Consider the following 23718-nt stretch of genomic DNA (forward strand, 5'->3'; position numbering starts at 1 on the left):
GGCTCGCTATAGCGTTTTCCGGCTAAGTGGAATCCGGTTAGCCGTAAGAAAACACGTTCAATCAAAAACTTGCGTATTCTGATCGCAAAACCGGTATCCACTTTTGCGGAATACGCGCTAAGGCGGTTTACGTCTGGCAGACCGGACACCAGAACGTCGAGCGTCCGTTCTGGGTGAAGCGCTTCACGGCGCCCTTGCATGCCGGCGTCCGGCATTTGTCACCCTCGCGATCGTAGACCTGGAATGAATGCTGGAAGTAGCCGAGTTCGCCCGTGGTCTGTCGATGATCGCGAAGCGAGGAACCTCCCGCCTCGATCGCCTGATTGAGCACGTCGCGAATGGCCCCAACCAGTCGTTCGGCGCGTTCGGACGGCGCGCCGGTTTTCATGGCGAGCGTTGCGGCGAGACGGCGCGGCGACAACCGCGCGCGAAACAACGCCTCGCAGACATAGATGTTGCCGAGCCCCGCGACCACGCGCTGATCGAGCAACGCGGCCTTGAGGCTGGTCTTCCTGTTGCGGCAGCCATGCGCCAGCACGGCCGCGTCGAATTCGTTGCCGAGCGGCTCAGGCCCGAGTCCTTTCAGCAGCGGCTCGTCGCCGAGCGCCGAGCGGGCCACAATCTTCATGTATCCGAAACGGCGCGGATCGTTGAAGACGATCTCGGCGCGGGAGGACATCGTGAAACGCACATGATCGTGGACGCGGTCCTCGCCGCGCGGTCGATGAAAATCGCCGGGCACCGTAACGCCAGCCGCATCGATCACGCGGAACGAGCCGGACATGCCCAGATGCATCAGCAACACGTCGCCGGATGCGAGGTCCGCCAGCAGGTACTTTGCCCGCCGTCCGAGCCCTGTCACGGCCTGACCCTCCAGGCGGGCGACGAAATCGGTCTGGAACGGAAACCGAAGATCCTTGCGCCGGGTCTCGGCGCGGACGATGGTCGCGCCCTCCATCGCGGGCTGCAAGCCCCGGCGTACGGTTTCGACCTCGGGAAGTTCGGGCAACGCTTCGCTCGTTTCGTGGATTGTCCGGCGTTTCAGGCCGAAGTCTCACCTTCTTCGCTGAACACAAGCCAATTATAGAATGGATCGGCCGGCTCGACCTCGCTTGTAGCGCAGCGCAGCATGGCAGGCTATGGTCCGGTTATGGAGAAGACGGGCATGGATCGCGAGGACCAGACGACGCATTTCGGCTTCAGGGACGTCCCCCTGGGGGACAAGCAGACGCTGGTGAACGACGTCTTTCACAGCGTCGCGCGGCGTTACGACCTGATGAACGATCTGATGTCCGGCGGGCTGCACCGCGTCTGGAAGGACGCGATGATCACGACGCTGAATCCGCCGCGCAACGATGCGCCGTTTTCGCTGCTCGACGTCGCCGGCGGCACCGGAGACATCGCCTTCCGCGCGGCGAAAGCCGCGGGGTCCGGATTTCAGGCCACCGTGTGCGACATCAATCCGGACATGCTCGCGGTCGGCCGCGAGCGTGCGACCAAGCAGCATCGCGATCATCAGGTGTCGTTCGTCGAAGGCAACGCCGAGACCCTGGCGTTCGCGGATCGCGGTTTCGACGCCTACACCATCGCCTTCGGCATCCGCAACGTGCCGCGCATCGACGCGGCGCTGCGCGAGGCGTTTCGGGTGCTGAGACCGGGCGGCCGGTTTCTCTGCCTTGAATTCTCGACGGTCGATGTGCCCGGACTCGACAAGATCTACGACCTGTTTTCCTTCAAGATGATACCGCCGCTCGGCCGCGCCGTCACAGGCGACGCCGACTCCTATCGGTATCTAGTCGAATCAATCCGCAAGTTTCCCAAGCCGAACGCCTTCGCCGAGATGATCCGTGACGCCGGCTTCGCCCGCGTGTCCTGGCAGGCGCTTTCCGGCGGCATCGTCGCGTTGCATTCGGGCTGGCGTTTGTGATCTCCGCACTGGGCCATGTCGCGCGGCTGGCGCGCGCCGCGTTCGTGTTCGCGCGCGAGGGCGTGTTCGGCGTGGTCGATCCATCGCTGGTGCCGGCTCCCGGCCAGCTCGCGCTGCGCATGGCGCGGCTGATCGAGCGCCGTGGCGCGAAATCCGGATCGCGGTTGACGCGCGCGCTGACGCGGCTCGGGCCGGCCTATCTCAAGCTCGGACAGTTCCTGGCCACGCGCCCCGATGTCATCGGCGTCGCCATGGCGCGCGACCTGGAAAGCCTGCAGGACCGCCTGCCGCCGTTTTCGCAAGCGGAAGCCGAAGCGGTGGTCGCGGCGGCGCTGGAGAAGCCCGTCGCGGACGCCTTCGCCAATTTCGGACCTTCGGTGGCGGCGGCCTCGATCGCGCAGGTTCATCGCGGCGAGGTCGAAAAAAACGGCGTCCGCAGACAGGTGGCGATCAAGGTGCTGCGGCCCAACGTCGCCACGCGTTTCCGCCGCGATCTCTCCGATTTCTTTTTCGTCGCCAACAACGCCGAGGCGCATTCGGCCGAGGCGCGGCGGCTGCGCCTCGTCGAGGTCATCAACACCATGTCGCGATCGGTGGCGATGGAGATGGACCTGCGGCTGGAAGCGGCCGCGCTGTCGGAGATGGCGGAGAACACCCGCAACGATCCCGACTTCCGCGTGCCCGAGGTGGACTGGGACCGCACCACCCACAACGTGCTGACGATGGAGTGGATCGACGGCATCGCGCTGAACGATCATGCGCGTCTTGCGCAATCGAAAGCCGACCTGCCCGAACTGGGCCGCAAGGTGATCCAGAGCTTTCTGCGCCACGCGTTGCGCGACGGCTTCTTTCACGCCGACATGCATCCGGGCAACCTTTTCCTCGACGGTTCGGGCCGTCTGGTCGCGGTCGACTTCGGCATCATGGGACGGCTGGGCCTGAAAGAGCGCCGTTTCCTCGCCGAAATCCTGCTCGGCTTCATCACCCGCGACTACCGCCGCGTCGCCGAGGTGCATTTCGAGGCCGGCTACGTGCCGGGCCATCACTCGGTGGAGAATTTCGCGCAAGCCATCCGCGCCATCGGCGAGCCGATCCACAATCGTACCGCCGAGGAAATCTCGATGGCCAAACTCTTGACCCTGCTGCTGGAGGTCACCGGCCTGTTCGACATGCAGACGCGGCCCGAACTGATCCTGCTGCAAAAAACCATGGTGGTGGTCGAAGGCGTGGCGCGCAGCTTCGATCCCAAACTGGACATCTGGACGGTGGCCGATCCGGTGGTTCGCGAATGGATCACGGAGAACCTCGGCCCGCTGGGGCGGATGCAGGGCGCGATCGCCGGCGCCGGAGAGCTGGGCCGCCTGCTTGCCTCCTTGCCCGCGATCGCCTCGCGTTCGGTGGCGGTGCTTGAGCAAGTGGAGACCATGACCCGCGACGGGCTGGTGCTCGCACCCGAAACCGTCGCCACGCTGGCCTGCGCACGGGCAAGGCAGAACCGCTGGCGGACCATCGCGCTCTGGATCATCGCCGTGACGCTGCTCGGCATTCTATGGGCCGTCAGCAGCCGGTTGATCTGATATCAATGCAATCATATGATGAAATCAAATGATATCGATCCGGATGCAGCGCAGGGAGCGAAATGGCCAGCCTGACCGTCCGCAAACTCGACGACGCCGTTAAGGCCCGGCTGCGAGCGCGCGCCGCAGTTTCCGGCCGCTCGGTGGAGGAGGAGATCCGCGTCATCCTCCGTGAGGCGACCGTTATTCCCCCCCCCACGGCGTTCGACGATCCGGCCTCCCGCAACGCAGCATCTCTGCGTGACAAAGGCTTCTTCAACGTTTCCAGTCGATTGACGAAAGTGACAGTGATCGTCGGCGGCGGGATCGCCGCCTACAAGGCGCTCGACCTGATCCGGAGGCTCAGGGAACGCGGATTTTTTGTGCGATGCGTCATGACAAATGCTGCGCAGCAATTCGTCACGCCGCTCAGCGCTGGATCCCTCTCTAACGAGCGTTGCTATACGGATCTGTTCGATGCCAGCAGCGAATTCGACGCGGGCCATATCCGGCTCGCCCGCGACTGTGACCTCATCGTGGTGGCGCCCGCCACCGCTGACCTGATGGCAAAGATGGCAAACGGCCTCGCCAACGATCTGGCGAGCGCCATTCTGCTCGCCTCCGACAGGCCGGTTTTGCTGGCGCCGGCGATGAATCCGCTGATGTGGAATAACCCGGCGACACGCCGCAACGTGGCGCGGCTCGCGCGCGACGGCGTCGCCATGATCGGCCCCGACGCCGGCGAGATGGCGGAAGCAGGTGAAGCCGGCGTCGGCCGCATGGCCGAGCCCGTGGCGATCGCCGCCGCCGCCGCGCGGATGCTCGGGCCACCGCAAACGCAAGCGCAACCTCTAAAAGGCCGTCGCGTCCTGATTACCGCCGGCCCGACCCGGGAGGCGATCGATCCGGTGCGCTACATCGCCAACCGCTCCTCGGGCAAGCAGGGCTTTGCCATCGCCGCGGCGGCGCAGGCGGCGGGAGCCGAAGTGACGCTGATTTCTGGCCCCGTGGATCTCGACGACCCCCCCGGCGTCACTGTGGCGCATGTCGAATCCGCGCGCCAGATGCTGGCGGCCGTCGAGGCGGCGCTGCCTTCCGACATTGCGATTTTCACCGCCGCGGTCGCCGACTGGCGTGTCGCGCATGCAGGTGCGCAGAAACTGAAGAAAACCGAAGCCGGAGTGCCGCCGCTGCAACTGATCGAGAACCCGGACATTCTCGCGACCATTTCGAACCTGCGCGACGAACGCCCGCCGCTCGTGATCGGCTTCGCCGCCGAGACCGAGCATCTCATCGGCAACGCCAAGGCGAAATTCGCGCGCAAGGGCTGCGACTGGATGATCGCCAATGACGTATCGCCGGGAACCGGCGTGATGGGCGGCGACCGCAACACCGTGCATCTGCTGACGCGCGGCGAAGACGGAGAGATCAGGACCGAGTCCTTCCCCGTCATGACCAAGGAAGAGGTGGCCGCCATGCTGATCGAACGCATCATCTCAGCCCTGCCGGGTCCGGCGGCATGAGCGATCCGATCAAGGTCGATGTCCGGCAACTGCCGCATGCCGAGGGCCTTCCGCTGCCGTCCTACCAAAGCACCCAGGCGGCCGGTCTTGACCTCATCGCCGCGATTGGCGAACAGGCGCCGCTGGTTCTCGCGGCAGGCCGGCGGGCCATGGTGCCGACCGGGCTCGTCATCGCGCTGCCCGATGGATACGAGGCGCAGGTGCGGCCGCGCTCCGGCCTCGCCGCACGGCATGGCGTGACCGTGCTGAATTCGCCCGGCACCGTGGATGCCGACTATCGCGGCGAGATCAACGTGCTTCTTGTGAACCTCGGCAGCGAGGCCTTCACGATCCGCCGCGGCGAGCGTATCGCGCAGATGATCGTCGCGCCGGTGACTCGCGTGGAACTGGTGCGCGCGGCGGCGCTGCCGGCGACGCCACGCGGCAGCGGCGGATTCGGCTCGACCGGGCGTTAGAGCCTTTTCGTTTCCGATTGAATCGGAAGCGGAGCTTCAGACCGGCCGTGACGCGTTTTCGTCACACGAACAGATCACCCGCTCCGGTCGCGCAAAAACCGATTCAATTTTACAACAATCGTTTCGTAAATGTCGCGGCTACGCATTTTTCCGCCGCCCGATTCCCGTTCACGGTCTGGACTCTAGCCCCTCGAATCCGCTTAAGCATAATGGTGGTCGATTCGTGAACGGCGAACGGGTTGCCGATCGAATATCATCGCGCGGTTTTGGGGCAAAGATGTCAGGCGTAATCGGGGTGATGCGTCGGACCTTGCTGTCATGCACCTCGCTGGTGCCGGGCGGCATCGCGGGCGCCGGCGCGGTCAGCCTCATCGACACCTCACCTGCCTGGGCCGCAGAACCGGCGCTGAACGAGCGGCTGATCCAGGCCTTCATGAATCTCAGCCGACAGGATCTGACGGCGCTGGCGATGGCGCTTGGCGTGCTGAGCTTCTCGGTGGTCGCCGCTATCCTGCTGATGCGCACGCGCATCCGCGCCGCCGCAAATGAGCAGCGTTTGCGCAGCGAGCTCCGCGAACTTCAATCGGAGGCCGACCGTTTTCGCGCGCTGCTGTTCGTGGAACCGCAGATTCTGATTTCGTGGGGCGCGGGCGAGGAACGGCCCCAGATCAGCGGCGATATCGCGCTGCTGTTGCCGCAGGATGCAAAACAGCCCTTGCGGATTCTGGCGTTCGGAACCTGGCTGCCGCCCGAGCCGGCGTTGCAGATGGATCACGCGGTCGATGCGCTGCGCAGCGCCGGAGAAGGTTTCCTGCTCAATCTGGTCACCTCGGCCGGCCGCACCGTGGAAGCGATGGGCCGCGCCATCGGCGGCCAGGCCATCGTGCGCATCCGTGATCTCGGCGGCCTGCGGCGCGACCTCGCCGAGATGACGCTGCGGCACGACAGTCTGCTGGCGGAGACGGAAATGCTGCGGGCCTTCGCGACCGCGGCGCCCTGGCCGCTCTGGGCGAGAGGCAAGGACGGCAAGCTTTCCTTCGCCAACCAGGCCTATGCGCGCGCTACCGAGGCCGCCGACTCGGCCGACGCCATCCAGCGCAACCTCGAACTGCTCGACAGCGAGGACCGGACCGCGATGTCGCGGGCGCTGAACGACCATGCCACCTTTGCCGCGCGATTGCCGATCATCATCGGCGGCGAGCGGCGCATGTACGACGTTCACGCACTCCGGACCGGCGGCGGAAGCGCCGGCATCGCGCTCGACGCCAGCGAGGCGACGGCGCTGAGCGGGGCGCTGGCGCGGATGGCGGACGCGCATCGCCGGACCCTCGACCAACTGTCATCCGGCGTCGCCGTGTTCGACGGCCAGCGGCGGCTCGCTTTCTACAACGACTCCTACCGCCGGCTGTGGGACCTCGACCGGCCCTTCCTCGACGGACATCCCGACGATTCCAGCGTGCTCGATCGCCTGCGCGCGGGGCGCAAGTTGCCGGAGCAGCCCGACTTCCGCGCCTGGAAAGCCCGCCTGCACGAAGCCTATCGCGCCAACGAGGCCGTCAAGGACGTATGGTATCTGCCGGACGGACGCGCGCTCAGCATCGTCACCACGCCGAATCCGGAAGGCGGCGTCACCTATCTGTTCGACGATGTCACCGAAAGCCTGGATCTGGCCCGCCGATATGACCGGCTTATCAACGTGCAGCGCGAGACCCTCGACAGCCTGACCGAAGCGGTCGCGGTGTTCGGCAGCAACGGCCGCGCGCAGCTTTTCAATCCGGCCTTCGCGCGGATGTGGAAGCTTTCGCCCGAGGCGCTGGCGCAGCAGCCGCATATCGATACGGTCGAGGCGTGGTGCAAGCCGCTGTTCGACGACGACGACGCCTGGCGGACGATCCACAAGGCCGTCACCGGCATCGACAATCGCACCGCGGTGCCGCTCAAGCTCGAGCGCAAGGACGGCAGCATCCTGGACTGCATGACCATGCCGCTGCCCGACGGCGCCACCATGCTGACCTTCCACGACATCACCGATAGCGAGAACGTGGAGCGCGCGCTGCGCGAACGCAACGATGCGCTCGAGGCCGCCGACCAGATGAAGGTCGATTTCGTCCACCACGTCTCATACGAACTGCGCTCGCCCCTGACGACCATCATCGGCTTCGCGCACCTCATGAACGATCCCGGCACCGGACCGCTCACCGAGAAGCAGGCCGAATATGTCAACTACATCACCTCGTCGACCGACGCGCTGCTGGCGCTGACCAACAACATCCTCGACCTCGCCACCATCGATGCGGGCGCCATGACGCTCGAACTCGGGCCGGTCGACGTCCGCAAGACCATCGCGGCGGCGGCGGAAGGCATTCAGGACCGGCTGACCCGCGACCGCATCGTGCTGAATGTCGACGTCGATCCGGACATCGGCGACTTCATCGGCGACGAGCGCCGCATCATTCAGGTCCTCTATAATCTACTTGCCAACGCCGCGGGCTTCTCGCCACCGGACGCCGTGATCACGGTCAGCGCCCGGCGCACCGAACACAGCGTGAGGTTCGCCGTGATGGACGAAGGCCCCGGCATTCCGCCGGACGTCAGGGACAAGGCGTTCGACTGGTTCGAAAGTTACGCGAACGGATCGCGGCATCGCGGCGCGGGCCTTGGCCTCTCGCTGGTGCGCTCCTTCGTTGAACTCCACGGCGGACGCGTGCATTTCGATCCCGCCATCAAGAGCGGGACCAGGGTCGTTTGCGACTTTCCGCTCGACCGGGGCGCCCACCGGAACGCCGCCGAATGAGCGAGCCGTCGAGATTCGCGACCGCGCTCGTCAACGAGACCGCGACCGCGCATCTGATGGCCGACCTCGCACTGCTGATCGGTCCCGGCGACGTCATCACGCTGTCGGGCGATCTCGGCGCGGGCAAGACCGCGGCCGCCCGCGCCTTGATCCGGTATCTGGCCGGCGACGACACGATCGAGGTGCCGAGCCCGACCTTCACGCTGGCGCAGCATTACGATCTGCCGCCGCATCCCCTGCTTCACGCCGATCTCTATCGCATCAGCGGTCCCGGCGAACTGGACGAGATCGGCCTCGCGCCGCTGCCCGAGGACGCGGTGGTCCTGATCGAATGGCCGGAGCGCGCCGCCGGCGGCCTGCCCGCCGACCGGATCGACATCGCCATCAGCCATCGCCCGGCGCTCGGATCAGCGGCGCGCTCAGCCGAGATCACCGGCTACGGCAAGGCCGCATCGCAAGTCGCGCGGCTGGCGTCGCTGCGGCGGTTTCTTGACGATGCCGGTTATCTCGACGCAAGACGGCAGCGCATGGCGGGCGACGCCTCGACGCGCTCATATGCCCGGTTGATCCGCGACGACGCCAGCTTCATCCTCATGAACGCGCCGAAGCGGCCCGACGGACCCGCGATCCACGACGGCAAGTCCTACAGCGCGGCGGTGCACCTTGCCGAGGACATCAAGCCCTTCGTCGCCATCGCGCACGGCCTGCGCGGTCAGGGCTTTTCCGCGCCGGAGATCCATCATGCCGATCTGGAGTCGGGATTCCTGATCACCGAGGATTTCGGCAGCGCCGGCTTTGTCGAGGGCACGCCGCCGGCGCCGATCGTCGAGCGCTATCAGGCGGCGACCGACCTGCTCGCCGCGCTGCACGGCCGGACGCTGCCGGACACGCTTCCCTTGACGGCGGATACGGCCTACGCGATTCCCGCGTTCGACCTTGAGGCGATGCTGATCGAGGTCGGCCTGATGCTGGACTGGTATCTGATCGACCGCGGCATTGAACCAGACGAAGGCCTGCGCGCGGAATTCCTGGCGATATGGCGCGCGTTGCTGGCGAAGCCGGATGCCGCGTCCAGAACCTGGGTGTTGCGTGACTTCCACTCGCCCAACCTGATCTGGCTGGAACAGCGGCGCGATATCGGAAAGGTCGGCATCATCGACTTTCAGGACACCGTGCTCGGTCCCGACGCCTATGATCTGGTCTCGCTGTTGCAGGATGCGCGCGTGGACGTCCCCGAATCGATCGAACTTGCCTTGCTCGCCCGTTACGCGAAGGCGCGGCTGGAGTGTGAAGCGCATTTCGATCCCGCCGGTTTCGCCGAGACGTATGCCATCATCTCGGCGCAACGCAACACCCGGCTGCTCGGCACGTTCGCGCGGCTCAATCGGCGCGACGGCAAACCGCACTATCTGCGGCATCAACCCCGGATCTGGACCTATCTCACCCGCTCGCTCGCGCACCCGGCCTTGTCGGCGGCGAGAGCGTGGTACCGGAATCACGTCCCGCCTCCCGCGGGTTGAACCATTTTGTTTTACGCCTTTTTAGAAGTCGCGGGTGTAGCTTCACGACGCCGGTTCTATCCCTCGGATCGCGGCACAGTCCTCCTCCCAAGGCGGAGCACATCATGGGCACGGAACGGCGTAAAGGCGAGCGCGTCACCTTCGAGCGCGGCTACAGCGCGCACATGATGGGCATCGACGGCACCTGGCGCCGCAACTGCACCATGGAGGATGTGTCGGAAATCGGAGCCAAGCTGACCGTCGAAGGCTCCATCGAAGGACTGCACCTGAAGGAATTCTTCCTCCTGTTGTCATCCACGGGCCTCGCCTATCGCCGCTGCGAGCTGGCCTGGGTCAATGGCGACCAGATCGGCGTCAATTTCCTGAAACAGACCGACAAGAAAAAAAAGACCACCCGGCAGAACAGCGCCACGGCCGACGCCTGATCCACATCCGCCCGGTATCATCCGGCAGTCTCCCCATGTCATGGCCTCGTCATCATCTCGGGCGTGTATGGCCGGAGTCATCGATGCGATTCGCAACGGGTCGCGATCTTCGTTTCAAACCGCTATGGATTCGTCGCTTGTTTTTCGTTTCAGCATGATCTTTTCCGAGCACCGGTTTCCACTTTTCGGGATCATTCTCTATAGCGTTTTCGAGCGAAGTGGATACCGGTTCGCGTGAAGAAAACGTGTTAAATCAAGGTTATAGAGCCCCGCTTCTGATTCCATCAGAAGCGAAAAGGCTCTAGTTCGTTGGATCGACAATGTGCGTGAGCCAGTGTGGTGGTTCAGAAGTTCGCTTCATTGCCCCATCGAGTCCGTCAAGCAAACTTCTGAACCTAAACCACACTAAAATCATAAAGTTGCTGGTGTGCCTTTGATTCCGAAGTTTGCATCAAAGGTTGCGACAAGGGTACGCGAACTTCGGAATCGGGACTCCAGAACATGCCGACCACTCCCACCAAAGCCATGGTGCTCGCCGCGGGCCTCGGCCTGCGCATGCGGCCGCTGACCGAACGGATGCCCAAGCCCATGGTGCCCGTGGCCGGCAAGCCGCTGCTCGATCACGTGCTGGACAGGCTGGCGGACGCGGGCGTCAGCGAGGCTGTCGTCAACGTGCGCTATCTGCCCGACCAGATCATCGATCACGTCGCTCACCGCGACCGGCCGAAGATCATCATCTCCGACGAGCGCGACCAGGTGCTTGGCACCGGCGGTGCGGTGGTGAAGGCCCTGCCGCTGCTCGGCGACGCACCGTTCTTCCATCTCAATGCCGACACGATATGGATCGACGGCGCGCGTCCCAACCTGACGCGGCTGACCGAGGCCTTCGATCCCGCGAGCATGGACATTCTGCTGCTGATGGCGCCGACCGCGAGCAGCATCGGCTACAGCGGCAGCGGCGACTACGCCATGCTCCCCAACGGAGCGCTTCGCAGGCGACAAGAGAACCAGATCGTGCCGTTCGTCTATGCGGGAGCCGCCATCCTGTCGCCCGCGCTGTTCGACGGCGCGCCGGCAGGCGAGTTTCCGCTGACCGCGATATTCGACCGGGCGGGTGAACGGGACCGGCTGTTCGGCCTGCGGCTCGACGGCGTCTGGATGCATGTCGGAACACCCGATGCGGTCCAGGCCGCGGAGAAAGCCGTGCTCGCGAGCCTCGACGCCTGACGGCTGCCTTTCAAATCTTCACCGCTTCCGGAGGATTCTCCGGCGAAGTGGATTCCACTTCGCCCGAAGGTTAAATCCCGCCTATGTCATGATATGCCTGATCTCGAATCAGGATCCTCCATGCGCGTCCGCAACGTCCCCTCCTCAGTGCCGTTTCTGCGCGCGGTCATCACCGCGCTGGTCGACGGGGAGCTGATCGAGGGATTCCGTCCGCGCGCGCAGCCCGAACGGCTTGCCGAAGCCACGCTCTATCTGCCGACCCGCCGCGCCGGCCGCATGGCGCGCGATATTTTCCTCGACGTGCTGGATACCGACGCCGTGATCCTGCCGCGCATCGTCGCGCTCGGCGGAATCGACGAGGACGAACTGGCTTTCGCGCAGGCCGTCTCGTTGCCGCCGGAGACGCTCGAACTGCCGCCGGCGCTGGACGGGCTCGCGCGCCGCCTCGCGCTCGCCCAGCTTATCGACGCATGGGCGCGGCGGCTGAATCTCGGTGACGGCGAGCCAGCGCGGGCCCCGCTGGTGCTCGGCGGTCCGGCCTCGACGCTGACGCTTGCCGCCGATCTCGCGCGACTGATGGACGACATGGCCACGCGCGGCGTGGACTGGCGCGCGCTCGACGGGCTGGTGCCCGAGGCGCTCGACCGCTACTGGCAGATCACGCTCGATTTCCTGAAGATCGCGCGCGACTACTGGCCGGCTCACCTTCAGGAAACCGGCCGGATCGAACCCGCGGCGCGGCGCGACCGCCTGATCGAAGCCGAAGCCGCGCGTCTCGCCGCCCATCATGTGGGACCGGTGATCGCGGCGGGCTCCACCGGCTCGATGCCGTCGACCGCGAAACTGCTGCACGCCATCGCCACGCTGCCGCAAGGCGCGGTCGTGCTGCCAGGACTCGACACCGACCTCGATGAAGAGGCGTGGAGGTTGATCGGCGGCGTCAGGGATAAAGCGAGCGGCGCGTTCATCACGCCGCCCGCCGCCGGTCATCCGCAGTTCGCGCTGCACGGCCTGCTCGCGCGCTTCGGCATCAAACGATCGGAGGTGAAAGCGCTCGGCTTCCCCGCGCCATACGGGCGCGAAATGCTGGCGTCCGAGGCGATGCGGCCCGCGGAGGCGACCGCGCAATGGCATACCCGGCTCGCCGAACCCGAGGTCGCGGATAAGATCGCGGCCGGACTGCAAAATCTCGCCGTGATCGCGGCCGCCAATCCGGAAATGGAAGCGCTCGGCATCGCCGTCGCCATGCGCGAGGCGCGCGACCTGAACAAGACCGCGGCGCTGGTGACGTTCGACCGCGCGCTGGCGCGGCGGGTGATGGCGGCGCTCGGCCGCTGGAATCTCGCCTTCGACGATTCGGGCGGCGATCCGCTGATGGACACGCCTGCTGGAATCTTCGCACGGCTGGCCGCCGAGACCGCGTGCAACGGTCTGGAGCCCCCGACCCTGCTGGCCTTGCTGAAGCATCCGCTGTGCCGGTTGGGACGCGCGGCGGGCGGCTGGTCGCGTGCCATCATAGCGCTGGAGCTTGCGATCCTGCGAGGCCCCCGGCCGCCGCCGGGCGGCAAGGGCCTCGCGGACGAATTCGCGCGCTTTTGCGATGAGCGCGACCAGCTCGATCGCGGCGAGAGTTCCTCGTTGCATCGCAGCGAGCCCCGCGCGGCGCTGAAACCGGACCATCTCGACGATATCAGCGCCCTGATCGCGGCCCTGCGGGATGCGCTCGCGCCGCTCGAAGGCGACGGCGCATCGAGATCGGCGGACTTCACCCTCCTCGCCCTGCAGCATCGCCAGACTATCGAATCGTTATCCTGTGACGATGAAGGCGTCGCCGTCGCATTCGACGGCCGGCACGGCCGTGCCCTCGCTGATGCTTTCGACGATCTGGTTGATGCGGGTGAGCGCAGCGGCCTGACGGTCAGGATCGCGGACTATCCGGAAACCTTCGAGGCCGCGTTCGGCGATCGCGTGGTGCGCCGGCCGCAGGCGACATCGGCAAGCCTGCGCATCTACGGACCGCTCGAAGCGCGTCTGACCCAATGCGACCGCGTCATCCTCGGCGGGCTCACCGAAGGCGTCTGGCCGCCCGCGCCGCCGACCGATCCCTGGCTCAGCCGGCCGATGCGGCACGAACTGGGGCTCGATCTTCCGGAACGGCGCATCGGACTGTCCGCGCACGATTTCACGCAACTGTTCGGCGCCGAGGAGGTCATCCTCAGCCATGCCGCCAAGGCCGCAGGCGCGCCGGCGGTGGCGTCCCGTTTCCTGCATCGGCTCGAAGCCGTCGCGGGCGCGACACGCTGGACATCGGCGAAACAAGCCGGCGCGCGATATATTCAGTATGCCGAAGCGCTCGATCGGCCCAGCGAGGTTACACCGATCGCGCAGCCCGCGCCGAAGCCGCCGCGCACGGCGCGGCCGACGCGCCTGTCCGTGACCGCGATCGAGGACTGGCTGCGCGATCCCTACACCATCTACGCCAGATACATCTTGAAGCTGCTGCCGCTGGAGGCCGTCGACATGCCCTTGTCGGCGGCAGACCGCGGCTCGGCGATTCACGACGCGCTCGGCGACTTCACCAAACGTTATCCGGCAAGCCTGCCCGACGATCCGGAAGACGTGCTGCGCGCCATCGGCGAAAGCCGTTTCGCGCCGCTGATGCAGCGGCCGGAAGCGCGCGCGCTGTGGTGGCCGCGCTTCCAGCGCATCGCGGCATGGTTCGCGGAATGGGAGCCGACGCGGCGGGCGCATCTGGTCAGGATCGACGCCGAGGTCAGCGGAAAAATCGAAATCCCGATCGACGGCGATCGCAGGTTCACTCTGTCGGCGCGCGCCGACCGTATCGAACATCTCGGCGGCGGCCGCTTCGCCGTTCTCGACTACAAGACCGGCAGTCCTCCGAGCAGCAAGCAGGTGCGGCTCGGCCTGTCGCCGCAGCTCACGCTGGAATCCGCGATCCTGCGCAACGGCGGCTTCGCGGGCATTCCCCCCGGCGCATCGGTCAGCGAGCTGGTCTATGTCCGGCTCAGCGGCAACAATCCTGCCGGCGAACCGAGACCGGTCGATCTCGATAACGGCAAAACCGCAACCCGGTCGCCCGATCAGGCGGCCGATGTCGCGCTTGAAGAACTCACCGCGCTGATCCGTGCCTTCGACGACGAGCAGCAGGGCTACGCATCGCTCGACCTGCCGATGTGGAAGGCCCGCTACGGGGTCTATGACGATCTCGCACGGATCAAGGAATGGTCGGCGGCGGGCGGGCCGGGGTCGGAGGAATGGTGAAAGCGCCGCGCCCCGTTCATCCCGACGCCAGCGCGCGCCAGCAGCGTGCGTCCGATCCGGCCACATCGGTGTTCGTGTCGGCCAACGCGGGATCGGGCAAGACGCACGTTCTCGTTCAGCGCGTGATCCGCCTTCTGCTCAACGACGTCGACCCCGCGCGCATCCTCTGCATCACCTTCACCAAGGCCGCCGCCGCGAACATGGCGGAGCGGGTATTCTCGACGCTGGGTCACTGGGTCACGCTCGACGATGAGGCCTTGAACGGGGCGCTGCGCGATGTCGGCATCGCGCAGCCCGGCGCGAGATGGCGCGAGCGGGCGCGAAAGCTGTTCGCCTCCGCGCTGGAAACGCCGGGCGGCCTGAAAGTGCAGACCATCCACGCGCTCTGCACGCGGCTATTGCAGCAGTTTCCGTTCGAGGCCGAAGTGCCGGCGCGTTTCACCGTGCTCGACGAGCGCGACCAGACCGAAATGATGGAGCGCGCCAGCCTTAAGGTCATGCTCGACGCCTCGCAAGATCCGGACAGCCCGTCCGGCCTCGCGCTGCGATACGCCATGAGCGCGGCCACCGATTCAACGCTGCGCGACGTCCTCAATCAGGCCTGCCTGAGCCGGGATCATGCCCTGACCCAGACGGACGACCGCGGCATCGCGCAGGCGATCCGGGACGCCGCCGATGCGCTCGGTGTGGACCCAGCCGAGCGCGTCGAGGACGTCGAACGCGAGATCGTCGACGGGCCGAACCTGCCGCGAAGCAAGTGGCTCGATACGGCGGCGCTGATCGCAACAGGCAGCTCGAACGACGTCAAACAGGCCGAACGGCTGCGTGCCGCCCATGCGGAAGCGGGCGACGCCGCGCGGGCCGATCGCTATCTCGACGTCTTCCTGACGGGTGATGGCAGCCCGCGCAAATCCTTCGTCACCAGGAAGATCAGCGATGCCCGGCCTGATGTCGCTGAAATGCTTGCCGATGAATGCCAGCGCGTGATCGCGCTGCTCGGACGCCGCCGCGCGATCAACATCCGCGACCGCACGCAATCCCTGCTCGTCATCGCCGCCGCGGTCGCCGCCCACTACCGGCGCGAGAAACACGAGCGCGGCCTGCTCGACTATGACGACCTGATCGACAAGACGCTTCGGATGCTGGAGCAGACCTCGCCCGGCTGGGTTCACTACAAGCTCGATCGCGGCGTCGATCACGTGCTGATCGACGAGGCGCAGGATACCAGCCCGAAGCAGTGGGACATCGTCGAGCGCATCATCGCGGACTTCACCACCGGCGAAGGCGCGCGCGAGGGCGTGCGCCGGACCGTGTTCGCGGTCGGCGACGAGAAGCAGTCGATCTTCTCGTTCCAGGGCGCGGCGCCGCGCGAGTTCGACGAAAGGCGGCGCAAGCTGGAGAGGAAGTTCACCGATGCAAAGCTTCCGTTCCGCAAGGAGGATTTCATCTACTCGTTCCGGTCCGGCAAAACGATCCTCGAATCGGTCGACCATGTGTTCCGCGATCCCGCGATCTACGCCAGCATCCACGCGGTCGGCGCCCACCCCGTGCATGAATCGCTGGCGGACGCCGCACCCGGCATCGTCGATCTCTGGAGCCTTGAGGAGCGGGACAAGCGCGAGGAGATGGAGGGCTGGCGCGCACCGTTCGATGCGGTCACCGCAACCAGCCCCGAGGTCAAGCTCGCACGACGCATCCGCGACGAGATCAAGTCGCTGATCGCGCAAGGCGCCATGACCGGACACCTCGGCAACCGCCGTCCGCTCGGTTATGGCGACATCCTGGTGCTGGTGCGGCGGCGGGGCAACGCGTTCGACGCCGTCATCCAGGCGCTGAAGCAGTCCGGCATTCCGGTGGCCGGCGCGGATCGTCTTAAACTCACCGAGCACATCGCGATCATCGACCTGATGAACCTTGCGGATGCGCTGCTGCTGCCAAGGGACGATCTGGCGCTGGCGGTGGCGCTGAAAAGCCCGCTGTTCGGCCTCGACGACGACGACCTGTTCAAACTGGCGTGGCAGCGCAAGGGCACGCTGCGCGACGCGCTCGCCGGGCACGCGACAGCCGATGACAAATTCCGCGACGCCTTCGAAAGCCTGAAGCGGTGCGAAAGTCGCGCCGCGCGCGATACGCCGTTCGCGTTCTTTGCATGGCTTCTGGGCGAGGAAGCCGGACGGCGGCGGATCCTGCGCCGGCTCGGCCATGAAGCCAATGATGCGCTCGATGAGTTCCTCGAACTGGCGCTGACCTGTGAGCGCAAGGCCCCCGCGTCGCTGCAAGGCTTCATGGCGTGGCTGCGCGCCGCCGATACCGAGGTGAAGCGCGACATGGAAATCTCGCGCGACGAAGTCCGCGTGATGACCGTGCACGGCGCGAAGGGACTGGAGGCCTCGGTGGTGTTTCTCGCCGACACCTCGACGTCGCCGGCCGACACCGAACGTCTGAGCCTGATCCGCATGGGGCGCGGCAACGCACCCGCCGGCGTCGCCGGGGTGACGATCTGGGCAGGCAGGAAGGCCGAGGACCCGCCCTGCGTGGCGCAGGCCCGCGCGGCCATGACCGCGGAAACCGAACATGAGTATCGCCGCCTGCTTTACGTCGCGATGACGCGCGCGGCGGACCGCCTGATCGTCGGCGGCTGCAAACCGGCCAACCGCAAGGATGTCCGGGAGTTCTCCTGGTACCACCTGATCGAAAAAGGTCTGGCCAATTCCGGCCTTGCGATGCAGGAGATCGAAACCGCAAGCGGCAAGGTCAAGCGTTTCACCCGGCCAGATCACGATGATCCTGGATCGAATCGATCCAGGATCATGAACGTGATCGATTCTAATATTTTAGAGCGGGATGCGGGCGGAAAACCGCTGCACACTTTTCCTCATCCCGCTCTAGAGGAAGCCGAACCGGATGCCGCGGGCCCGGCACCGCCGGCGTCCCCCGGCGCTACCCGGATCCCGTTGCCGCCGTGGCTGCATCTCGCAGCCGCGCCGGAAGCACCCGCGCGCCGATCGCTGTATCCATCGGATGCCGACGAGGCCGCGCATCAACGCGCGCCGGCCGGCGCCATCCCGGATCAGCGCCACCGCGCGCGACTGCGCGGCACGCTGGTCCATCGCCTGCTGCAATCCCTGCCCGAGGTGCCGCGGGACCGCCGCCGCGAGGCGGCGCTGTCCTATCTCGGGCGCAACGCGAGCGGCTGGGGCAAGACCGAGCACGACGCGCTCGCGGCGCGGGTCGTGGCGGTGCTCGATGATGCGAGGTTCGCCCCCGTTTTCGCGGAGGGCAGCCGGGCCGAGGTCGCGATCGTCGGGCGGCTGACGACGCGGCGGGGCGATCCCCTGCCGGTCTCGGGCCAGATCGACCGGCTCGTGGTCACTCCGCACGGGGTTCTGGTCGTCGACTACAAGACCAGCCCCGCACCCGCGAGCCTGGCCGACGTTCCGCCCGCCTATATCCGCCAGCTCGCGCTCTATCGCGCGATGCTCGCGGGCCTGTACCCGGAACTGCCCGTCAACGCGGCGCTGCTCTGGACCGAGACGCCTGAAATGATGGAGATTTCCGCCTCGACGCTGGATGCCGCCCTGGAAGCCATCATCTCGGTGTGAGAAACCTTGACCCGGGAAGATCGCCTTCTTAACTACATCCGCAGTTTCAAGCGCATTCTTTCGTCGCGCATCTCATCGAGACAACGAGGTATTCCATGGCTGTTGGCAAGGTTTCGGACGCCAATTTCGAAGCGGAAGTGCTCAAGGCGACTGGCCCGGTCGTGGTTGATTTCTGGGCGGAGTGGTGCGGCCCCTGCCGCATGATCGGCCCGGTGCTGGACGAAATCTCCAGCGCCATGGGCAGCAAGGTCAAGATCGTGAAGCTGAACGTCGACGAGAGCCCGAGGACGGCCTCGAAATACGGCGTGATGTCGATTCCCACTTTGATGATCTTCAAGGACGGCGAACTGGCCTCGCGTCAGGTCGGCGCGGCGCCCAAGCAGAAACTTGAGCAATGGATCACCGCCACGGTGTGATCTTTCCGCATTGAGATTTTTTTTCAAGCGGCCGGCGTCAATTCGCCGGCCGTTTTTGTTTGGGTAAGGAGAACGTTGAGGTCAGGGCGCACCCTCCCTTCTCGTCATGCCCGGCTTATTCTCGGTATACACGTCTTTGGAATTTCACGAAGCAAGACGTGGATGGCCGGAATACACCCATTCGAACACAGGATTCTACGCCGGCGGCGTGCCGTTTTCCGACAGCACGTGGCCGGCGAGATACAGCGATCCCGTGATCAGGATGCGCGGCGGAATCTCATAAGCGAGCCGCGCGACCGATCGCAGCGCGGCGGCGACGCTCACCGCGGTTTCGGCGCGCATGTCGAGCGCGCGCACCGCTTCCGCCAGTACCTCCGGCGGCATCGCGTTCTCCATGTTCGGAATCGGCACGGCAATGACATGCCGCGTCAGGCCGGCGAAGTTGGCGAGAAAACCCTTCGCGTCCTTGTTGCCCATCATGCCTGTTATCACCACCAGCGGTCGCGACACCCGCTCCTCGAGATCGCCGAGCGCCGCCGCCGCGATCCGCCCGCCATCGGCATTGTGCCCGCCGTCGAGCCAGAGCTCGGCGTCGCGCGGCGCCTGATCCACGATCCGGCCGGATGTCAGCCGCTGCATCCGCGCCGGCCATTCCGCGCCGGTGACGCCGCGCTCGAACGCCGTTGTCTCGATCGAGAAGCGATCCTGCGCCCGCAGCGTCGCGATCGCGAGGCCCGCATTGTCGAACTGATGCCGGCCGAACAGCCGGGGCGCGGCGAGGTCGAGCAGGCCGCTTTCGTCCTGATAGACCAGTCGTCCGTGTTCCGCGTGGACGTGCCAGTGCTGGCCGGCCGCGTGCAGCGGACTGCGCATCCGCTTCGCCCGCTGCTCGATCACAACTTCGGCTTCGGGCGACTGCTCCGCGCAGATGACGGGCACGCCAGGCTTGATGATGCCGGCTTTCTCGCCGGCGATCTCCGCCAGCGAGCCGCCCAGAAACTCGACGTGATCGATGCCGACGGGCGTGATGACGCTCGCCAGCGGCGTCTCGACCACGTTGGTGCTGTCGAGCCGGCCGCCGAGGCCGACCTCGAGCAACAGCACGTCGGCGGGACTTCGTGCGAACAACAGAAAGGCCGCCGCGGTCTTTATCTCGAAAAGGGTCAGCGGCTCGCCGCCATTGGCGCGCTCGCATTCAAGCAGCGCGTCGCGCAGGGCATCGTCGGCAACCAGCGTTCCGGCCAACCGCACGCATTCGTTGATCCTCACCAGATAGGGCGAGGTAAAGACATGCACGCGCAAACCGGCGGCCTCGAGGATCGCGCGCAGGTAGGCGACGGTGGAGCCCTTGCCGTTGGTGCCGGCGACGTGAATGACCGGCGGCAACCTGCGTTCGGGATGATCGAGCCGCTCAAGGACGCGCCACATCCGGCCGAGCGTGAGATCGATCCTTTTCGGATGCAGCTTCGATATCCGCGCAACAGCATCGTCGAGCGGGCTTTGCCGGGGCGGAACAGCGCTCACGCCGGAGGCGCGGCAGGCGCCGCCGGTGGAGCTTCCTGAGTCGCGGCAGGCTCGTCCGGCTCATCCGGCGGAACGGGAGCGGAGGGTTCCGGCTCCTGCTCGATCATTTCCGGCGCCTTGGTCAGCAGCCGGCACACCCGCGCCAGCGTCGGCCGCAACTCGTGACGATGCACCACCAGGTCGATCATGCCATGGTCGCGCAAATACTCGGCCCGCTGAAAACCGTCCGGCAGTTTCTCGCGGATGGTCTGCTCGATGACGCGGGCTCCGGCGAAGCCGATCAGCGCGCCGGGCTCCGCGATCTGAACGTCCCCGAGCATCGCATAGGAGGCCGTGACGCCGCCGGTGGTCGGATTCGTCAGCACTACGATGTAGGGCTGCCTGGCCTCGCGCAGCATCTGCACCGCGACGGTGGTGCGGGGCAGCTGCATCAGCGACAGCACGCCTTCCTGCATCCGCGCGCCGCCCGACGCCGCGAACACGATGAAGGGGCACCGTTTCTCGACCGCGAGTTCGAGCCCCCGCACGATCGCCTCGCCCGCCGCCATGCCAAGCGAGCCGCCCATGAAATCGAAATCCTGCACCGCGACCACGACGGCGGACCCTTCCAGCCTGCCGAACCCGACCTTCACGGAATCATGGAGTCCGGTTTTGGCGCGCGCGTCCCTGATGCGGTCGACATACTTGCGCTCGTCACGGAATTTCAGCGGATCGGCAGTTACCTCCGGCAACGCCACATCGTACCATGTCTCGTTGTCGAAGATCGACTTCAGCCGCGCATCGGCGCTCATCCGCATGTGGTAGTTCGATCCGGGGATGACGAACTGGTTGCTCTCGACGTCCTTGTAGAACACGAGCTGCCCGGTGTCGGGACACTTGATCCAGAGATTATCCGGCGTTTCCCGCTTGAGGATATTGCGGATTTTCGGCCGGACAACGTTGGTCAACCAATTCATGCCTTACTCCGTAACACCGCACCATCTGGCGACGGCCCGAACCTTCTCCCCTTGCGGGACAGGGTGGCAAAGCACCGCGAGGCAGGGTGCGAGCCGGGTGAGGGTTCTTCTAGAGCCTTTTCGCTTCTGATGGAATCAGAAGCGAGGCTCTATAATCTTGATTTGACGCGTTTTCTTCACGCGAACCGGTATCCACTTTGCTCGAAAACGCTCTATCGCAATCAGGATGACGGGACGACCCCTCACCCACCTCGCCGCATACATGCGGCTCGGTACCCTCCCCCACAAGGGGAGAGGGAAAAAAGCCTATTCCGCTGCTTGCCGCGCCGACCGCACGCCCTCGGCCAGCGCCGCCGCGAGAGAGGCGACCGCCTGGACGGTTCCGGACGTCGCCTTGCCTTCGGCGTCGAGGCTGGCGCTGAGCGCATCGACCAGCGCCGAGCCGACCACCGCGCCGTCCGAGCGCTCGGCAATGCCGCGCGCGGCATCCGGAGTGCGGATGCCGAAGCCGACGCAGACCGGCAGGCTCGTATGGCGCTTGATGCGCCCGACCGCCGCGCCAACCGCCGTCGAATCCGCCGCCGCGCTGCCGGTGATCCCGGTGATCGAGACGTAGTACACAAAACCCGACGTATTCGCGAGCACCGCCGGCAGACGCTTGTCATCCGTCGTCGGCGTCGCCAGGCGAATGAAATTCAATCCGGCTTTCATCGCCGGGATGCACAACTCGGAGTCTTCCTCCGGCGGCAGGTCGACGACGATCAGGCCATCGACGCCCGCCGCCCTGGCATCGTCAAGAAATTTCTCGACGCCGTAGATGTAGACCGGATTGTAATAGCCCATCAGCACGACCGGCGTCGAATCGTCGTCCTTCCGAAACTCGCCGATCATCCGCAGCGTGCCGGTCAGGGTCATGCCCGCATCGAGCGCGCGCCGCCCGGCCGCCTGGACCGCCGGACCATCCGCCATCGGATCGGTGAAGGGCATTCCGATTTCGATGATGTCGGCGCCGGCCCTGGGCAACGCCTTGATGATGGCGAGCGAGGTCGCGGGGTCCGGATCGCCGGCCATCAGAAAAGTGACGAAGGCCGAGCGTCCCTGCTTGCGCAACTCGGCGAAGCGCGTGTCGATACGGGTTGTCACTTCTTCCTGCCCTTCAGGATATCGCCGACCTGCGGCACGTCCTTGTCGCCGCGGCCCGAGAGGTTGACCACCATCAGGTGATCCTTCGTCCGCCCTGGCGCGAGTTCGATGACGCGCGCGATCGCATGCGCCGATTCCAGCGCCGGGATGATGCCTTCCAGCCGCGACAGCAGTTGAAACGCGCCAAGCGCTTCCTCGTCGGTCGCGGAAAGATAGGTGACGCGGCCGGTCTCGTGCAGCCATGAATGCTCCGGCCCGATGCCGGGATAGTCCAGGCCTGCGGAAATCGAATGCGCGTCCTCAATCTGACCGTCGCCATTCATCAGGAGATAGGTGCGATTACCGTGCAGCACGCCGGGCCGCCCGCCGGTGAGCGAGGCCGCGTGCTGCTTGTCGAGCCCGTGTCCCGCCGCCTCGACGCCGAAAATCTCCACCGAGGATTCATCGAGGAAGGGATGAAACAATCCCATCGCGTTGGAGCCGCCGCCGATGCAGGCGATCAGCGAATCCGGCAGACGGCCTTCCGCCTCCTGCATCTGCCGTCGTGTTTCCTCGCCGATGATCGACTGGAAGTCGCGCACCATCATCGGATAGGGATGCGGCCCCGCCACCGTACCGATGCAATAGAAGGTGTCGTGCACGTTGGTCACCCAGTCGCGCAGCGCCTCGTTCATCGCATCCTTCAGTGTCCGGGTGCCGGACTGCACCGGCACCACTTTCGCCCCCAGCATTTCCATGCGGATGACGTTCGGCTCCTGCCGCGCCACGTCCACCGCACCCATATAGACCACGCAGTCCAGGCCGAAGCGCGCGCACAGCGTCGCGGTGGCGACGCCGTGCTGGCCCGCGCCGGTCTCGGCGATGATGCGCTTCTTGCCCATGCGCCGCGCCACCAGAATCTGGCCCAGCACATTGTTGACCTTGTGCGAGCCGGTGTGGTTGAGCTCCTCGCGCTTCAGGTAGATTTTTGCGCCGCCGGCGCCGCCCGAGGCCGCGGAAATCTCCCGAAGGTGGTCGGTCAGACGCTCGGCGAAATACAGGGGCGACGGCCGGCCGATATAGTCCTTGCGATAGCGCGCCATGTCGCGCTGGAACGCGGCGTCGCTTTTGGCGTCGGCATAGGCCCTCTCAAGATCGAGGATCAAGGGCATCAGCGTTTCCGCCACGAAGCGGCCGCCGAACATGCCGAAATGCCCGCGCTCGTCGGGGCCGGACCGGAAAGAATTGGGGAGAGAACTCATTGTCACCCTTCGTCATGGCCGGATTTATTCCGGCCACCTACGTCTTGCGTGCTCTGAATTTCAGTAGAGATCGATGCCCGCGGCGCAGACAAGGTTACACAATCTGCGCCTGCTCTACGCGGGCATG

The 23718-nt window shown here is 65.8% G+C and carries 16 protein-coding genes; 11 read left to right on the top strand and 5 right to left on the bottom strand.

Features of this window, described 5'->3' with window-relative positions; all coding sequences use genetic code 11:
• Positions 1-127: 127 nt before the first annotated feature.
• Positions 128-1009: a bifunctional DNA-formamidopyrimidine glycosylase/DNA-(apurinic or apyrimidinic site) lyase gene (mutM, locus tag NWI_RS00215; protein ID WP_011313379.1), complete on the bottom strand. Its 882-nt coding sequence runs from the start codon at positions 1007-1009 to the stop codon at positions 128-130.
• A 156-nt stretch (positions 1010-1165) separates the two neighbouring features.
• Between mutM and ubiE the strand changes: the two genes are divergently transcribed.
• From ubiE to trxA, 11 genes are all read left to right on the top strand, one after another.
• Entirely contained in the window at positions 1166-1927 is a 762-nt protein-coding gene (gene ubiE / locus NWI_RS00220) for a bifunctional demethylmenaquinone methyltransferase/2-methoxy-6-polyprenyl-1,4-benzoquinol methylase UbiE (RefSeq protein WP_041345250.1), read from the top strand.
• Positions 1924-3504, top strand: coding sequence for a 2-polyprenylphenol 6-hydroxylase (gene ubiB / locus NWI_RS00225; RefSeq protein WP_011313381.1), 1581 nt, complete (start codon positions 1924-1926; stop codon positions 3502-3504). Before ubiE ends, ubiB begins: the two co-directional genes overlap by 4 nt.
• 62 nt (positions 3505-3566) lie before the next feature.
• Entirely contained in the window at positions 3567-5006 is a 1440-nt protein-coding gene (coaBC, locus tag NWI_RS00230; protein WP_011313382.1) for a bifunctional phosphopantothenoylcysteine decarboxylase/phosphopantothenate--cysteine ligase CoaBC, read from the top strand.
• Positions 5003-5461, top strand: coding sequence for a dUTP diphosphatase (gene dut, locus NWI_RS00235; protein ID WP_011313383.1), 459 nt, complete (start codon positions 5003-5005; stop codon positions 5459-5461). Before coaBC ends, dut begins: the two co-directional genes overlap by 4 nt.
• Before the next feature lie 277 nt (positions 5462-5738).
• Complete coding sequence (locus tag NWI_RS00240; RefSeq protein ID WP_011313384.1) at positions 5739-8255, top strand: PAS domain-containing sensor histidine kinase; 2517 nt, start codon at positions 5739-5741, stop codon at positions 8253-8255.
• The gene (locus tag NWI_RS00245) at positions 8252-9775 is read left to right on the top strand and encodes a bifunctional tRNA (adenosine(37)-N6)-threonylcarbamoyltransferase complex ATPase subunit type 1 TsaE/phosphotransferase (protein WP_011313385.1); all 1524 of its coding nucleotides are present in this window, start codon (positions 8252-8254) and stop codon (positions 9773-9775) included. The genes NWI_RS00240 and NWI_RS00245 overlap by 4 nt, the downstream gene beginning before the upstream one ends.
• A gap of 104 nt (positions 9776-9879) precedes the next feature.
• Entirely contained in the window at positions 9880-10200 is a 321-nt protein-coding gene (locus NWI_RS00250) for a PilZ domain-containing protein (protein WP_011313386.1), read from the top strand.
• Between the two features lie 501 nt (positions 10201-10701).
• Positions 10702-11427: a nucleotidyltransferase family protein gene (locus NWI_RS00255; protein WP_011313387.1), complete on the top strand. Its 726-nt coding sequence runs from the start codon at positions 10702-10704 to the stop codon at positions 11425-11427.
• Between the two features lie 120 nt (positions 11428-11547).
• Positions 11548-14709, top strand: a complete 3162-nt coding sequence (gene addB / locus NWI_RS00260) for a double-strand break repair protein AddB (protein ID WP_011313388.1) — start codon at positions 11548-11550, stop codon at positions 14707-14709.
• Entirely contained in the window at positions 14670-18311 is a 3642-nt protein-coding gene (addA, locus tag NWI_RS00265; protein WP_148203737.1) for a double-strand break repair helicase AddA, read from the top strand. The genes addB and addA overlap by 40 nt, the downstream gene beginning before the upstream one ends.
• 95 nt (positions 18312-18406) lie before the next feature.
• Positions 18407-18727, top strand: a complete 321-nt coding sequence (gene trxA, locus NWI_RS00270) for a thioredoxin (RefSeq protein ID WP_011313390.1) — start codon at positions 18407-18409, stop codon at positions 18725-18727.
• A gap of 195 nt (positions 18728-18922) precedes the next feature.
• Here the strand turns inward: trxA and NWI_RS00275 are convergent, their stop codons facing one another.
• The 4 genes from NWI_RS00275 to trpB all read right to left on the bottom strand — a co-directional run bounded on the left by NWI_RS00275 (position 18923) and on the right by trpB (position 23591).
• Entirely contained in the window at positions 18923-20251 is a 1329-nt protein-coding gene (locus NWI_RS00275; protein ID WP_011313391.1) for a bifunctional folylpolyglutamate synthase/dihydrofolate synthase, read from the bottom strand.
• Positions 20248-21207: an acetyl-CoA carboxylase, carboxyltransferase subunit beta gene (accD, locus tag NWI_RS00280; RefSeq protein WP_011313392.1), complete on the bottom strand. Its 960-nt coding sequence runs from the start codon at positions 21205-21207 to the stop codon at positions 20248-20250. Before accD ends, NWI_RS00275 begins: the two co-directional genes overlap by 4 nt.
• 306 nt (positions 21208-21513) lie before the next feature.
• Positions 21514-22350 (bottom strand): tryptophan synthase subunit alpha, encoded by an 837-nt coding sequence (trpA, locus tag NWI_RS00285; protein ID WP_011313393.1) that lies wholly within the window; start codon positions 22348-22350, stop codon positions 21514-21516.
• Positions 22347-23591 (bottom strand): tryptophan synthase subunit beta, encoded by a 1245-nt coding sequence (gene trpB / locus NWI_RS00290; RefSeq protein WP_011313394.1) that lies wholly within the window; start codon positions 23589-23591, stop codon positions 22347-22349. The genes trpA and trpB overlap by 4 nt, the downstream gene beginning before the upstream one ends.
• Positions 23592-23718: the final 127 nt, after the last annotated feature.

It is taken from the genome of Nitrobacter winogradskyi Nb-255, assembly GCF_000012725.1.
GTDB classification, from domain to species: domain Bacteria; phylum Pseudomonadota; class Alphaproteobacteria; order Rhizobiales; family Xanthobacteraceae; genus Nitrobacter; species Nitrobacter winogradskyi.